This is a genomic window from Paenibacillus sp. BC26, assembly GCF_900116125.1.
GTDB lineage: Bacteria > Bacillota > Bacilli > Paenibacillales > Paenibacillaceae > Paenibacillus_Z > Paenibacillus_Z lignilyticus.
The window spans coordinates 952,778-967,519 of record NZ_FPAD01000002.1 but is presented as its reverse complement, the minus strand read 5'-3'; the positions used below and the strand labels follow the sequence as shown (position 1 = coordinate 967,519).

The 14,742-nt window shown below is 50.0% G+C and carries 10 protein-coding genes; 9 read left to right on the top strand and 1 reads right to left on the bottom strand.

Features of this window, described 5'->3' with window-relative positions:
- The first annotated feature begins 72 nt into the window (after nucleotides 1–72).
- The 5 genes from BM412_RS20395 (at nucleotide 73) to BM412_RS20375 (ending at nucleotide 8,448) form a co-directional block, all read left to right on the top strand.
- Entirely contained in the window at nucleotides 73–1,947 is a 1,875-nt protein-coding gene (locus BM412_RS20395) for a heparinase II/III domain-containing protein (protein ID WP_091222444.1), read from the top strand.
- A 352-nt stretch (nucleotides 1,948–2,299) separates the two neighbouring features.
- Complete coding sequence (locus BM412_RS20390) at nucleotides 2,300–6,508, top strand: fibronectin type III domain-containing protein (protein WP_177245959.1); 4,209 nt, start codon at nucleotides 2,300–2,302, stop codon at nucleotides 6,506–6,508.
- Between the two features lie 191 nt (nucleotides 6,509–6,699).
- Nucleotides 6,700–7,404 carry a hypothetical protein gene (locus BM412_RS20385; RefSeq protein WP_091222439.1) on the top strand — a complete coding sequence of 235 codons (705 nt, stop codon included), beginning with the start codon at nucleotides 6,700–6,702 and terminating at the stop codon, nucleotides 7,402–7,404.
- 11 nt (nucleotides 7,405–7,415) lie between these two features.
- Nucleotides 7,416–8,111 (top strand): CD3324 family protein, encoded by a 696-nt coding sequence (locus BM412_RS32925; protein WP_371264840.1) that lies wholly within the window; start codon nucleotides 7,416–7,418, stop codon nucleotides 8,109–8,111.
- Between the two features lie 88 nt (nucleotides 8,112–8,199).
- Nucleotides 8,200–8,448, top strand: coding sequence for a hypothetical protein (locus tag BM412_RS20375; RefSeq protein WP_091222437.1), 249 nt, complete (start codon nucleotides 8,200–8,202; stop codon nucleotides 8,446–8,448).
- A 517-nt stretch (nucleotides 8,449–8,965) separates the two neighbouring features.
- On the opposite strand, the gene BM412_RS20365 is transcribed toward BM412_RS20375, so the two are convergent.
- Nucleotides 8,966–9,862, bottom strand: a complete 897-nt coding sequence (locus tag BM412_RS20365; RefSeq protein WP_091222432.1) for a LysR family transcriptional regulator — start codon at nucleotides 9,860–9,862, stop codon at nucleotides 8,966–8,968.
- A gap of 398 nt (nucleotides 9,863–10,260) precedes the next feature.
- On the opposite strand from BM412_RS20365, the gene BM412_RS20360 reads away from it, so the two are divergent.
- The 4 genes from BM412_RS20360 (at nucleotide 10,261) to BM412_RS20345 (ending at nucleotide 14,742) form a co-directional block, all read left to right on the top strand.
- Nucleotides 10,261–10,938, top strand: coding sequence for an O-methyltransferase (locus tag BM412_RS20360; RefSeq protein ID WP_091222429.1), 678 nt, complete (start codon nucleotides 10,261–10,263; stop codon nucleotides 10,936–10,938).
- A 169-nt stretch (nucleotides 10,939–11,107) separates the two neighbouring features.
- A complete protein-coding gene (locus BM412_RS20355; protein WP_177245958.1) occupies nucleotides 11,108–11,902 on the top strand; it encodes an SDR family NAD(P)-dependent oxidoreductase in 795 nt (264 codons plus the stop codon).
- An 11-nt stretch (nucleotides 11,903–11,913) separates the two neighbouring features.
- Entirely contained in the window at nucleotides 11,914–12,675 is a 762-nt protein-coding gene (locus BM412_RS20350; RefSeq protein ID WP_177245957.1) for a phytanoyl-CoA dioxygenase family protein, read from the top strand.
- Between the two features lie 285 nt (nucleotides 12,676–12,960).
- Nucleotides 12,961–14,742 carry a sensor histidine kinase gene (locus tag BM412_RS20345; RefSeq protein ID WP_091222420.1) on the top strand — a complete coding sequence of 594 codons (1,782 nt, stop codon included), beginning with the start codon at nucleotides 12,961–12,963 and terminating at the stop codon, nucleotides 14,740–14,742.

Below are 14,742 nucleotides of genomic sequence, written 5' to 3'. Positions count from 1 at the left end.
GGCTGCGGGCTCTCCGTTTGCTTGCCTTTTCTATGAGCGAAGAGACAAACGGGTGAGGAGGTCGGCGATTCGATGTTAGCACAGAACTATTGTACGCCTAAGCTGGGTGAGATGCTGCTCTCGCGGGAGAACTATAAGCCTTATCCTACGATCGAAGACCGCCAAGAATGGGACGGATTGCCGCTTCAGCTGCGAACCTATTGGATGAATAAAGGCGTTGCAAAGCTCAATTACGAATGGGCTCCCTTACCGGCCACCGCGTACATGGATTATAGCCGCACGGGCAATCGGGAGGGGTACGACAAGGCTTCATGGGAGCGAAGAAGGACTTTGGCTACGCTGGTCATAGCGGAATGTATGGAGAACGAGGGACGATTCCTGGATGACATCGTGAACGGCATTTGGTGTATCTGCGAGGAATCGTTCTGGGGGATTCCCGGGCACGGCTATATGATGAAGCGTCAGGACCCTCTTCCGGATGTGGCGGATCCCGTTATTGAGTTGTTTTCGGCCGAAACCGCGGCGCTGCTCGCCTGGACGCATTATTTGATGGAGTCCAGATTGGATGGCGTAAGCAAGATGGTCTGCGAGCGGATCCGGCAGGAGGTGAAAAGAAGGATTCTTGATCCTTATTTAAATCGTTTCGATTTGTGGTGGATGGGCTTCAATCAAGAGCGAATGCTGAATAATTGGAATCCATGGTGCAACTCGAATTGCTTGGCGGCATTCCTGCTGCTCGAAGACGATCCCGAACGCCGTGAAGCTGCGGTCATGAAGGCGATGCGCAGCTTAGATCACTATTTGGAACGGCTCCATTCCGATGGAGGCTGCGAGGAAGGTCCGAAGTATTGGCTATACGCCGGCGGTATGCTATTCGATGGATTGGAACTGCTTTACAGCGTTTCGGACCGCCAAATCCATGTCTACGACGAGCCCTTTATTCAACAGATCGGGCGTTACATATACAAAGCTTTCATTGATGATGAGCATTATGTGAACTTTGCGGACAGCACGCCTAAGGTGCAGATTCCCGCAGAACTGGCCTACCGTTATGGGCGGCGTATCGGGGACGATAAGCTTGCCGGATTGGGAGCCATGGTGCTGAGGAAGAAGCGGGAAGAAACCACAGACCTTGAGTTTCCTGCCATGTCCCGCCTGCTGCCTGCGTTATTTCACTATTCGGAGGTGGAGCACTATGTGGGAGAAACGCCTTATGTCCGAGATGCTTGGCTGGACGGCATTCAAGTGATGGTGGCCAGAGAGCGGCAGGGGACGTCCAAGGGGTTATTCGTTGCAGCTAAGGGAGGCCATAACGATGAAAGTCATAATCATAATGACATTGGACACTTTATCGTGTATTGCAACGGCTCGCCGATGATTATTGATCCGGGGATGCTGACCTATACCTCCCAGTCCTTCTTTGAGGAGCGTTATTCGATATGGGCCATGCAATCCGCCTATCACAATGTTCCGATCGTAAATGGGGTACAGCAACGGAACGGAAGCTCCTATCGAGCTGACGATGTCTATTGTAAGCTTGATGATCGGTCAGCATCATTATCCATGGATATCGGAGGCGCATATCCGGACTTGGCCGAGATCAGGAGCTGGATGCGGACAATAAGTCTCATTCGAGATTCGTCACCTTGCATTGAAATTAAGGATCAATTTCTCTTGCAGCATAGGACGGATGAGATTACGCTGCATCTGCTGTCGCCTCACCTTCCTCGAAGCGAAGGACAAGGGAATTTCGTTGTGGAGGATGAGTGTCATAACCGGATAAGCATTCAATTCAACAGTGCGATGTTCGCGGGTTCGGTCGAGACGATAACGCTGGAGGATGCCATTATGCGGGAGGTATGGGGAGAGCACTTGTATCGCATTCATCTACAAATAAGGACTCCCCTTGATCAAGGTGAATGCATGATTAGAATAAGCGAGGTTTAGTTACTCCTTAATGATGGGCTGTAGGGAAGCATCCCCTACAGCTCTTTTTTGAGTTGAGATGGATGTGAATTTGACCATTTTATAGGAGAAAAGCAAGAAAGTGCATGAATTCGAAAAAATCATAATCGGCAGCGAACCCCACTAAGAGGCTTTCCATTATTGTACACTTTCGGGCTCCTCTGCCAGCCTGTAGCATGTAAAACAGGCGTCTGGCAAGCGCTTCCATTTTGCTCGGCGAAAGGAGTTGGTTATAGCTTCAGAAATCATCCGTCACATGCAGCATGATTCGCGCAGAAGTTCGGCAAGGGAATCATCGTGCAGTACACATGATGAACAAAGGAGTTGTGATGAAGTGAGAAGATTCAAATTCCGTAAGCGAAAATTAGTCTCAAGCGTAGCCCTGATTGTACCTGTTCTTTCCATGCTTATATCAGCCGTATCCATACCTGCAGCCAGTGCAGCGAGCTACAATGTTACCTCATTCGGAGCTAACGGCGGCGATACCGCGGATGATACGCAGGCGATCAACAATGCCATTACGGCAGCGGCCAGCGGCGATACGGTATACTTTCCGTCCGGCACGTATTATACGTCCGGATCCATTGTCGCGAAGTCAGGGGTTAAACTGATCGGACAAAGCAAAACGACTGCCATCATCAAGTATAACGGAACGACAGACAACAATATGATCACGCTCAGCGGGAAAACCGGCGTTGAGATTGCGCAGCTCACCATCGACGGCAACAGCAACAACCATGTTGTTTCCGGAATCTGGGGCGAGCCCGGCGGCAGTCATTATATTCATGACAATATCATTAAGGATCTGACCAAATCGGATGGATTTGCGCCGTTTGGCATCCTGTTGTCGGCTTCCTCGGACTCCGTTATCGCCAATAATACGATCTCCAATATCGGTATCAATTCCGAATGGGGAGCAGGTATTCGCGCCGGCTGGAACTCGAACAACACGAAATTCCTGAACAACACGATCTCCAACACGGGCCGCGGCGGGATTTTTGCGAGTGATGGCTGTAACGGCGTAGTGGTGAAAGGCAACACGATCACGGGATCGGGCGTCAACGCGCACGGGCTCTCGATTGAGCTGCACACGAACTGCAACAATTCCGTCATCGAAGACAACAACGTGGATCACTGGATCAGCGCCGTACGGTCCGAGTCTATCGCGGTTCGGCGCAATGTCGTTCATACCACGGCCGGCACGGTCAAAGGCATGGGACTCGAGGTTATGGTGACGCACGGCGTCACGACCGACAACTTAGTCGATGGCGGCCAGCAAGTCGGCATGCAGCAATCCCCGGGTACCGGCTACCAATACTGGGGTTATAACACCGTTCAGAACATCGTCATGTGGGGTATGCAGCTTCAAGGCGAGGGAACGGGCGAGACGGAACAGTACCAATACTTCTATAAAAATACGTTCAAGAACGGACCGAACAACAACCCGGCCGCCGCTTATCCCGGCTATGCCGGCAACGCGATCCGGATTCACGGCAATTCGCGGAATCTTACCTTCGACAGCAACATTATCACGAACAACGGAGGCAAAGCGATCGAAATTACGACGGCCTCCGGTACGGATCGGATCAGCTTCATCAACAACACGATTACGGGCAATGCCGGAGCGTCCATCGATCAATATCCGTCCGCGGCGGCCGATCTCGAATGGTCGGGCAACACCGTTAGCGGCAACGGAACCAACACGCAGCTGACGAGCCGCGGCTTCAGCGATCCGAAGCCCGTCGCGAATTTCAGCGCCCCGCTGTCCGTGCAGCTCGGTCAGCCGGTTACGTTCACCAACTCTTCTACGGACAACGGCACCATCGCAGAGAACCTATGGGATCTGGGCGAAGGTCCGCCGGTTACGTCGACAAGTCCGACGTACACCTATCAGACCGCGGGCAACTATCGCGTGACGCTCGTCGTTTGGGACAATACGGGCCGCGCAAGCCTGAAGGAGCAGATGATCAACGTCTATGCCGGTCCGCCGGATACGCAAGCGCCAGCGGCGCCGACGCTTACCTCCCCGTCCAAATCGAACGTAACCGTGGATCTGTCCTGGTCCGGAGCGACGGATAACGTCGGCGTCATCGGCTACGATGTCTATAAAGGCGGCACGCTTTACAGCTCCACGTCCGGGACGTCCTTAACCGTCAACGGATTAACGCCTAGCACGGCCTACAGTTTTACCGTTAAGGCCAAGGATGCGGCAGGCAACGTGTCGGCTGCGAGCAACACGCTGAACGTAACTACGGATGTAGGCGATACGCAAGCGCCGACAACGCCGACGGGTTTGACGATCACGGACGTAACGGATACGACCGTAACCCTCGCTTGGTCCGCATCCACCGATAACATGGGCGTAACCGGCTATGACATCTACACCGGATCGACCTTGGTCGGATCGACGACCGGCGCAATCAATACGTTCAAAACCGTAACCGGGCTGACGCCTAGTACGGCCTATACGTTTACCGTCAAAGCGAAGGATGCTTCGAACAACGTATCGGCAGCGAGCAATACCGCCTCCGCCACTACCGATCCGGCAGCCAACTGGACCGCTTGCGCGGGAGAGAACCAGACATGCAGCTTTACCGGCACCAAAGAGGTTCGTTATGGCGCTAACGGCAGTTTTAACTATGGTATTTTCACGAACTCGGTCGTTTGCTCGAACAACCAATTCGGCGATCCGGCTCCGGGAGCTTATAAGTCCTGCGAAGTGAATCTAGCGGGAACCGGCAGCAGCGACACGACTGCGCCTACTGCTCCGGGCAGTCTGACGTCGCCATCCAAAACGAGCACAAGCGTTAACCTGTCCTGGGCCTCCTCGACGGATAACGTAGCCGTAACGGGCTACGATGTGTACAATGGCTCTTCGCTGGCCGGCACGACGGCGGGAACGACTTTCACGGTTAGCGGTCTAACCGCGAGCACCGCGTATTCGTTCACCGTCAAAGCGAAGGATGCGGCCGGCAATGTCTCTTCCGCGAGCAATGCACTAAACGTGACGACGAATGCCGCGGCCGACACAACAGCACCGACTGCGCCGGCAAGTCTCTCCTCACCGTCCAAAACAAGCACGAGCGTCAGTCTGACATGGACGGCTTCGACGGACAACGTTGGCGTTACGGGCTATGAAGTCTATAATGGCGCTACGCTGGTTGGTACGCCGACGAGCAACTCCTTTACAGTGACCGGCCTGGCTGCAAGCACAGCTTACTCGTTCACGGTCAAAGCCAAAGATGCAGCGGGGAATCTGTCAGCTGCGAGCAATACGCTCAATGTAACGACGAACGCCGCGACGGATACGCAGGCGCCAACCGCGCCGACAGGCCTCGCTTCGCCATCGAAAACCTCCACGAGCGTCAGTCTGTCCTGGACGGCTTCGACCGACAATGTGGGCGTAACGGGCTATGATATTTACAACGGTGCCGTACTTGCCGGCTCTTCAACCGGAACCACGTTCACCGTGAGCGGCTTGACGGAGAACACATCCTATACGTTCACCGTCAAAGCGAAAGATGCGGTCGGCAATTTCTCCGCCGCAAGCAGCGCGCTTAATGTAACGACGAGCAGTTCATCCGCTGCAAACTGGACGAATTGCGCCGGCGAGAATAACACTTGCTCCTTCAGCGGGACGAAGGAGGTTCGTTATGGAGCCAATGGCGTTTACGCATATGGCACGTTCACGAACAGCGTATACTGCGGCAACAGCACATTCGGTGATCCAATACCGGGCGCGTACAAAACCTGCGATGTGAACCTTGGCGGTGGCGGCGGTGCCGATACGCAAGCCCCTACTACACCGGCTAATCTGACATCGCCTTCGAAAACCTCCACGAGCGTTAGCTTGTCCTGGTCGGCTTCGACCGACAATGTCGCTGTGGCGGGCTATGACATCTACAGCGGAACGACACTGGTCGGCTCCGCGACGGGAACAGCTTTCACCGTTAGCGGACTATCGGCGAACACCGCTTATTCCTTCTCCGTGAAAGCCAAAGATGCAGCCGGCAATATTTCTTCTGCCAGCACGTCCGTCAACGTGACGACGAATGCTTCGGGAGGCGGCGGTGCGGGCAGCGTCATTCAAGAGTACTGGACCGGCGTATCCGGAACGAGCGTCAGCAGCATTCCTACGGGTACGGCGCCATCGGGAACAAACGTGTTAACCAGTCTTGAAGGAGCGACGAACTGGGCGGATAACTACGGGGACCGTATTCGCGGTTATATCACACCTGCAACGAGCGGTACCTATATCTTCTACATTGCCAGCGATGATACGTCGCAGCTGTGGCTCAGCACGAACAACAGTCCGTCGAATACTTCCATGATTGCCAGCGTTTACGAGTACACGGGCGTGCGCGAATGGAACAAACATAGCTCCCAGCAATCGGCTTCGATTACCTTGACTGCGGGACAGCCTTATTATTTTGAAATCTTGCATAAAGACGGCGGCGGCGGAGATAATCTGGCTGTCGGTTGGACCGGACCGGGCATCTCGACGATTACGGTCATCGGCTCCGGTTATCTGTCACAGTACTAAGTGGAATGGAGCTCCGGTCTCGCCTTTGTGGCGGGATCGGAGTTTTTTCTGTGTAGGTGCGTCTCTAAATGTAAAGTTCCATTAAGGTATTCATTACCTATCTCCCAAACAATGCCAATGGTATGATTTGGTCATATCAGATGCGCAGCTGATGGTTGTACATTTTAGAACATGGCAGAGGAGATAGAGCGATGGGGAAAGACCATATCATTAAATCGATGCTTTCTGAGAACGTAAATATGACACCAAATGGATTTGCAGCAGACCAGCTAAACCCGGAACAATTTGCGGAAAACCATGCATTGTTTTTTGACAAAATTCTTGAGATAAGTTCGAGCGATATAGCGGGAGTAGAGGGCTACGGTGAGTTTAACGATGCATGCAAAACCGAATATGAGTCGTGCAGGGCATTTCTACTGGATACTTTCGCCGATGATAAAGAGGGGTATTGGACGAATTGGAAGGAATTATTTGATACAACCGTATTGGAGCGGGAATTCTTCGAGACGTACTACAAGGAGATGATGGATCGAATTCCTTATTGTGAAGGAAAACGATTTCTAGTCTATAATAATACGTTTTTCATCAATATGATTACAGACGGCAAGTCCATGGTCGGGTTTCCGGACTGGAGCCGATCCGGTATTAGCGATTTCCTATTGGATTTTGCCATCATGGACTTAAATAAACCTTACCTCCAAATCCCGGAGCTGTTGAACGAGTATTGTAGGAAGAGGAATATCGTCATTCCGGATTTTAAAGAAAGATTCTTATGTATGGCTTATTATAAAGGGATCGATGTCCTGCGCTGGCATGCATCGATTGATGACACGGAGTCCTGCATGTCCATTATGAAATCAATTCGTGAACTGAAAGATCGACTATACGCGATATAGATGGTGATCGTATGAAATATGAGAACGCTAACGATGTACTGCCGGAGGAACTACTGAGGGAAATCCAGAAGTATGCGGCAGGAAAACTTCTATATATTCCTTCCGGCGAGGAGAAGAAGGCTTGGGGCGAAGCGACCGGTTACCGCGACCAATTACAGAAGCGCAACCTCATGATTCGTAACAAGTATGCCCATGGGGTGACGGTTTCGGAGCTTGCGGATGACTACTTTCTGTCCTTGGAATCGATTAAGAAAATTATCTATGCGAAGAAAAGTGATCGGGTGTTGTCCTATTCTCCGACATTGGAATCAGCCGTACACTACGCGAATGCCGGGATGATCGAAGAGTGGATTCAATGCTACCTGCTGCTTACCCGGAAAGAGGCTCCTATTTTACAAGAGTTCATGAAGGAGGAGCATCTGTATTTTGGCGTCATTAAGTTTCCGGTGCGACTAATTCAGCGAGAAGGAATAGATGTGGGGGATGGCCAGGCAGATGAGCGTGAGGATACCGCCGCACATCCGCCGCTTCTGATCCGGTATGAAGAGGGGCGCTTTAATTGCATCCTTCAGAAAGAATTGCTGTCCGCCTTAAAACGGCGCAAGGTTAATGCATACCCGGCTATCATTGTGCTGAAAGGCAATGCCGATTATAAACGATTCATGAAATATTATAGAACCGTACTATTCTTTGTCGATAAAGTATGATTTCAAAAAGGTAGTCGATCACGCAGATCGGCTGCCTTTGCCGAGGTTGAGGTCACTTTTGCAAAATAGACTACGTAAGGAGTAACTGATGAAACTACGTTTTCCGCTTTATGTTGCTTCCACCTGTTTGCTTTCTATCTTCGCAGATAAGTATATTTTGCAATGGGTGGGGATTGCCGACGTTAAATCAATCATCTTCGGGCTGATAGTGGGTGTAGCTTTTCTCATTATTGAGAAGTCCGGACTTGCAGTGAAACGTATATCTGTAACGTTAGGAATTGCTATGATAGTAATGGGATTCGCCGTAAGTATTTTAGCTAACCACTATTTGATGTAAGTAACACAGCTGTCGGCTAACGCGGTAACTGTTCTGATACCATGAGCTGAATATATTACCAGTGTATCGATAGGGAAATAAGTCTTATAGTAGAGAGAAAAGTTACATAATAGGGAGAACATAGGGGCATATGAAGGAATCTGATTTTTGGTTAGCGTTCATTATTGCAGGGATTATAGCGGGCATTTTATATATCATCAAATATGGTTTCCCGGTTGGTTATAAGGTAAGGATCTCATTCACGTATGGCGAGGCAAAAGATTATTTCTTCACCAAACACTACTGTAAGAAGTGTGACTCGCAATTAAGCAGAGTATCGCAAAAAGAGTTCAAAGGGAGAGGTTGGTCCAAATCGATAACTCCCGGCGACCATACGTATGGCGATAGTTACGAAGTGAAGTTTAGTCTGAAGTGCCCTAACTGCGATACGGAGTATACATCAAAGGATTTGTAATTCGGTGAGCTGAGCGTTCCATTTTGGAACGCTCAGCTTTATTTTTCGGCGGTTTTCGCACCTCTATCCTCGCACAGGATTCGCACGAATCATCTGGATGAAATTCATCGTGGAAGCAGAGAGCGGCTCGTGCTTGCGCGTACAGATCGCAATGCTGTTGGTTAAATGAATGCCCTCCACATATACGCGGCATAACTCCCCACGCTTGACGTAGTCTCGAACCACCAAGGAAGAAACGAAATTGGCGCCATAGCCTGCGATGACAGCTGTGATCGCTTCGTGCAATCCATTGAATTGCAGGGAAATTGTCGGTGTCGAGGAGTTATACGTACGGCATAAAGACAGCAACCGCTCACGCGTGGAACTCCCTTCCTCCCGCATAACGAAAGGCTCCTTCATCATCTCGGACAGTGAAACCCGTTGATTCGCATAGCGATGGCCGGGGGCAACGACAAACCATAACTCATCCCGAAACAACTCCTCCGTCTGAATCGTATCCGGGTAAGCCTCGGGCATCCCTCCGTAAATCGCGATGTCGACATCTACATTTAAGAGCTGTTTTAAAGCATCATTGGAATTCGTTGTGGTAATGATCATCTCGACTTGTTCGTACTGCTGTTTGAAGGTTGCTATCCAGGTGGGAATCAGGAAATGAGCCGGCAAATACGTTGCAGCCAAACGAATACATCCATGCGCGCCGTTACGGTAATCCCGGGCATATTGTTCGATTTGTTGTTCCACGGCAAAAAGCCGCTTAGCCAGCAAAGCAATCTCCTCACCTGCATCCGTTAAAGCGATCCCTCTCCCTTGCGGCTTGAGCAGCGGGAGGAGCAGCTCTTTCTCAAATTTCTTAATCTGCGCGGTAATGGCAGGCTGGCTGATATTGAGCAGCTCCGATGCACGAGTCACGCTCCCCGTACTCGCAATCACATGAAATAAACGTAAGGCATGTAGATTCATCTCGAGCGCCTCCTTGCGACCAAATCATATATGAAATGTATAGATCCATTTTAAACATATATTATATTTATGATTATAGCTGGAATACACTGAAAGCAGAAGTTCAGTAGGAGAAGGGGAAGTGATCATCTTGCGGATATCGTGCTGAGATTTCTAACGAATTGTACGCGCCTTATTTGATCAAAAAACAGCGATTTGAAATTCTAACGAATCCTACAGGTTTTATTCGCTCGAAAACTCATGCATTTCTGCCTATTTGGGTCCAATAAGACCTCTGTGATTCGTTAGAATTTTAGAAGTGTTATTTTCTCCGGAATAAGACCTCTACGATTCGTTAGCGTGGAAACAAGCCCAGCTTAGTGCGTTTCAGTTCACACAGAGAAGGAGAAGTGATAAGTATGAATCAAAATCAAGCAACGGTCTGGAGTAAAGTTGATCAGTATATCGCGGAGCGGTTGATTGAGCAGGATGCTGTTCTCGACAAGGTGTTATCCACCAATCAAGAAGCGGGATTACCGGCGATTGATGTCTCTGCCGCGCAGGGCAAATTCTTGAACTTGCTCGTGCAGCTCCATGGTTCCAAGCGGATTCTGGAAATCGGTACACTCGGCGGATACAGCACCATATGGTTAGCGAGAGCACTACCATCGGAAGGCAAAATCGTTACGCTGGAGCTCGATCCCCATCATGCGCGGATTGCCGCAGCGAATCTAGCTCATGCACAGGTGCAGGATAAGGTTGAAATTCGAGTCGGCAAGGCTTTGGAGCAATTGGCTCTCATGCGGGACGAAGGCGTGGAGGCGTTCGATTTCATCTTCATTGATGCCGATAAACCAAACAATCCGCACTATTTGAAAGGGGCCCTTCAATTCTCCCATCCCGGGACGGTCATTGTGGGCGATAACGTTGTTCGCGGAGGCGAAGTGCTGGATGAGAATAACTACGATCCACGTGTTATTGGAGTGAGGCAGTTCTATGATCTCTTGGCGGAAGAGAAACGGATTACAGCCACTGCGATTCAAACCGTCGGCAGCAAAGGCTACGATGGGTTCATGATTGGTATTGTCACAAACTAATCGCACAGCCCGCATAGCTCACCAAAGACTACCCGCGCGGTAGTCTTTTTTTATAAAGTCATATTTCGTCTATTTTGAGTCTACTGTGATCAATGACGCATATCTGAACCTATTTTACAATAAAGGTTAAGTATTTCATCATCCGCATCATCGTATGGGAGAGGATCATATGTCGGAAACATCAAGGCTGCTGGATGGCAAAATCGCGCTTGTAACAGGTGCCGGAAGCGGGCTGGGGCGAGCAATTGCGATTGGTTTGGCGGAACAAGGAGCAAAGCTCGTGCTGGTAGGGCGCAGAGCGGCGAAGCTCGAAGAAACGGCAGCAATCATCCGTGAACAAGGCGGAACGGCTTATCCGATTTCGGCGGATATTTCGAAGCTGGATGAAGTCGAGGCGATGGCGCGGCAAACGTTCGCAAGCTATGGCGTTCCGGCCGTAGTCGTGAATGCGGCAGGCGTGTTTAAAGAAATCGGTCCGATTCTGGAAAGCGACCCGATAGGATGGATGGACACGATCATGATCAATGCGGTCAGCCCCTATTTCATCTGCAGAGCATTGGCAGGAGAAATGGTGAAAGCGGGATGGGGACGCATCATTAACGTGACCTCCGCCGCGGCGTTGGCCGAGCCCGAAGGGACTAACAGTGCCTACGCTACGAGTAAAGTGGCGTTAAATCATTTTACAAGACAGCTGGCTGCTGAACTTAGCGGCACGGGCGTGACTGCGAACGTGTTCCACCCCGGTGAAGTGAAAACTGAAATGTTCGAAGCCATACGAGATCATGTTCGCGTGCCCGGTGAACTGCAGGACTGGGTGGCTTGGGTGGAGAGGACAGGCGGTGATTCGCCGGCGAAGTCCGTTCAGCTCATTGCCGAATTGCTAAAACCGGAGTCGGACTCCATTACCGGCCGATTTCTATGGATAGAAGCTGGGCTGAAGCAACCTAAATATAGCTGGGATTAGGAGCGTTGATGATGACAACCTTACAATCGCATCTGGATGAGTTTAATCGGCAAGGTTTTACTGTATTTCGGGGGGCCATTTCGGAGTCGTGGGCGGATCAGCTGCATGCCGGGTTGCTGCATTATTTGGAAGAACCGCCTCTGCCGGGGCAATGGGACGGATTCCGTACGCGTATGTTTGAACGGGGCGAAGCGTATATCCGCTTGATCGAAAATGAACCTGTCGTCGACTTCGCGGAAGCGCTGCTTGGCGAGAAATGCCATATGTTCTGTATGAATGCTTTTACGACCAAGAAAGGCAAAGGCTTTGATACCTGGCATGTGGATGAGGAACTGTTCTTGCCGTTGCCTGAAGGAACGGAGCTGGATGAGCGTATCCAGATACCGACCTATCTCATTACGTGTATCTACTACTTAGTGGATGTCGCACCTGACATGGGGCCGACGCAGTTGATTCCGACCAGTCACCGCAGCGGTCAGCATCCGCCGGCGAATCAAGATCCGCCGGTCTATAAAGGGCAAGAGCCGGTTACGATTAATGCGCGCAAAGGCGATTGCTTGATCTTCTCCGGCCAAACCTGGCATCGCGGATCGACGAATCAAAGCGATACCGACCGCGCCGTACAGCAGGTTATGTATGGGAAGAGGTGGATTTCGCAGCGATTCTGGCCGTTCATCAATTATGTGATGCCGCAGGATGTGATTGATTTTGCAGAAGGCGATCCTCGCCTTAAACGGCTGCTGGGCTTTCATCAGCACGGTCCTTATGGGTGAGTGTGCTATGTAAAATAACCTCATCCCCAAGCCGTTGTTTTGCTGCCTTGTGCAGCAGGGCAGCGGCTTTTATTCTTTGCGCGGTTTACGCAAGGAGCGATAAAAACAGTAATCATGTCATAACAATTCGTATATTGCATCTAACCCTTCCATTATGATTAGAAAATCCGGGGAGAGTTGTGCAAACCGAAACCAAGTATCGACATTTTCTTAGGAATCGGGTTACAATTTTGACGTGCAAGACCGGATTGAGGTCGATTGATTGACGCAGAGAGAGGTTAGCTGATGAACCAGAAGAGAACATTGCGTTTCAAATTCATCCTCGGTTTTTTTATCGTAACGACCCCTTTGATCTTTTTTCTGTTCTATAATAATTTCTATGCCATGAATGTCGTCCGTGCGGAGGTATCCCAGTCCTATTACAATTTCCTTGAAACGCAGGTCTCCTCTCTCGATCAAACGTTGGAGGAAACGAACAATTATATTCTGCGCCTGGGAAGCAGCGATTTCTCCTATACCAATTTGATACCGCTTACTTTATATCCGAAGGACAACGGCGACTATTTTATGGCCAAGCAGTGGTTATTGCGCAAGTTCGATGATGATCTCAGCGTCTATAAAGGAATCAAAACCTTCTTCGTCTATTCGAAGAAAAATAATGATATGATCAGCGTCAAAAAGAGCTATGAAGATACCCAGGAATTTGACGGCGTCCTGTATTCCTTCTTTGAACAGCATAAGAACGACATGGATACGCAGAACTGGACGGTCACTTCATGGAACGATAAGTTTTACTTGGTACGTGTCATTCCGATAAGCCCGAATGAAATCAACCGGGAGCTTTATGTAGGCGCTTTAATCGATATCAATCACTTAATTCAACCGCTCAGCCAGTCGAATTTCGGGAACAGCGGGAAAGAATTGCTGCTGATGTCGAACACGGGTACTTCCCTAATTGAAACCACCCTCTCTTCCGATAACGTCAATGATATTGTGAAGAAGCTGGAACACAACGAGATGAAGTATGTTTCCTTTACGAAGTCGTCGAGCGGCAGCAAATATATGCTTGTCGGCCTTCCGTTTCAATATGCGCCGATTAGTCTGGCCGTCTTCATTCCGGAGAAAGTCGTGCTGCAGAAACTGTTATATTTTCAGCGCCTGCTCTTCTTGCTTCCGATTGGCTTAATTATCATTCTTGTTTTCTACTTGTTATTTGTAAAGAACGTGCTGCTGCGACCGATGAACATTCTGATCAAAGGGATGCAGAGCATCGGCCGGGGGAACTTGGATGTAAGGCTTGGCGACCATTCCACCAAAGAATTCTCCTTCCTGGTAGAGACGTTTAACAAGATGGCCTCGCAAATTCAAAGCTTGAAAATTAACGTTTACGAGGAAATGCTGCGAGCGCAGAAAGCGGAATTTAACCACTTGCAAGCGCAGATTAACCCGCATTTCTATTTGAACTCTTTAAATATTATATTTAGCCTCTCGGTGCTGGAAGAGAATCTTCTGGTTCAGAAAATGACCCAGCATTTAGGCGATTATTTCCGCTTCATTACTCGTTCCCACCGGGATACGATTACACTGGCCGAAGAGATTGGACATATCGAGAACTATTTGGAGATTCAGAAGCTTCGATTCCCGGAGAAACTCACCTTTCAGATTACAATCCCGGACATGTATAAGACATACAGTATATCTCCCTTAATCATTCAACCCTTTGTTGAGAATGCGATCATACACGGGATGGATAAAGGCAAAGCGGTCTTTCAAATTGCCATCACGGTGAGGCAATCCGAAGCGTCGAGCGATTGCTATGAAGTGTGCATCAGCGACAGCGGCAAGGGGTTCGCTCCCGACAAATTACAGCTGTTCCAAGCCGGTCAATATGCAGAAGGCCAGGGCTCTGGCGACAAACATCTTGGGATTTGGAATGTGCACCATCGCTTACGGATGAAGTATGGCGAGGCATTCAACATTCTGTTCGAGAATGGTGCCCGGAAAGGGGCAGCCGTACGCTTAATCATTCCCAAACAGTCACCATATGAGGAGCAGGGGGATCTCTAA

Bases quoted from the DNA above. Each gene is read 5' to 3' on its own strand.
- BM412_RS20395 (WP_091222444.1), top strand. From the start codon at position 73: ATGTTAGCACAGAACTATTGTACGCCTAAGCTGGGTGAGATGCTGCTC.
- BM412_RS20355 (WP_177245958.1), top strand. From the start codon at position 11,108: ATGTCGGAAACATCAAGGCTGCTGGATGGCAAAATCGCGCTTGTAACA.
- BM412_RS20385 (WP_091222439.1), top strand. From the start codon at position 6,700: ATGGGGAAAGACCATATCATTAAATCGATGCTTTCTGAGAACGTAAAT.
- BM412_RS20350 (WP_177245957.1), top strand. From the start codon at position 11,914: ATGACAACCTTACAATCGCATCTGGATGAGTTTAATCGGCAAGGTTTT.
- BM412_RS20345 (WP_091222420.1), top strand. From the start codon at position 12,961: ATGAACCAGAAGAGAACATTGCGTTTCAAATTCATCCTCGGTTTTTTT.
- BM412_RS20375 (WP_091222437.1), top strand. From the start codon at position 8,200: ATGAAACTACGTTTTCCGCTTTATGTTGCTTCCACCTGTTTGCTTTCT.
- BM412_RS32925 (WP_371264840.1), top strand. From the start codon at position 7,416: ATGAAATATGAGAACGCTAACGATGTACTGCCGGAGGAACTACTGAGG.
- BM412_RS20365 (WP_091222432.1), bottom strand. From the start codon at position 9,862: ATGAATCTACATGCCTTACGTTTATTTCATGTGATTGCGAGTACGGGG.
- BM412_RS20360 (WP_091222429.1), top strand. From the start codon at position 10,261: ATGAATCAAAATCAAGCAACGGTCTGGAGTAAAGTTGATCAGTATATC.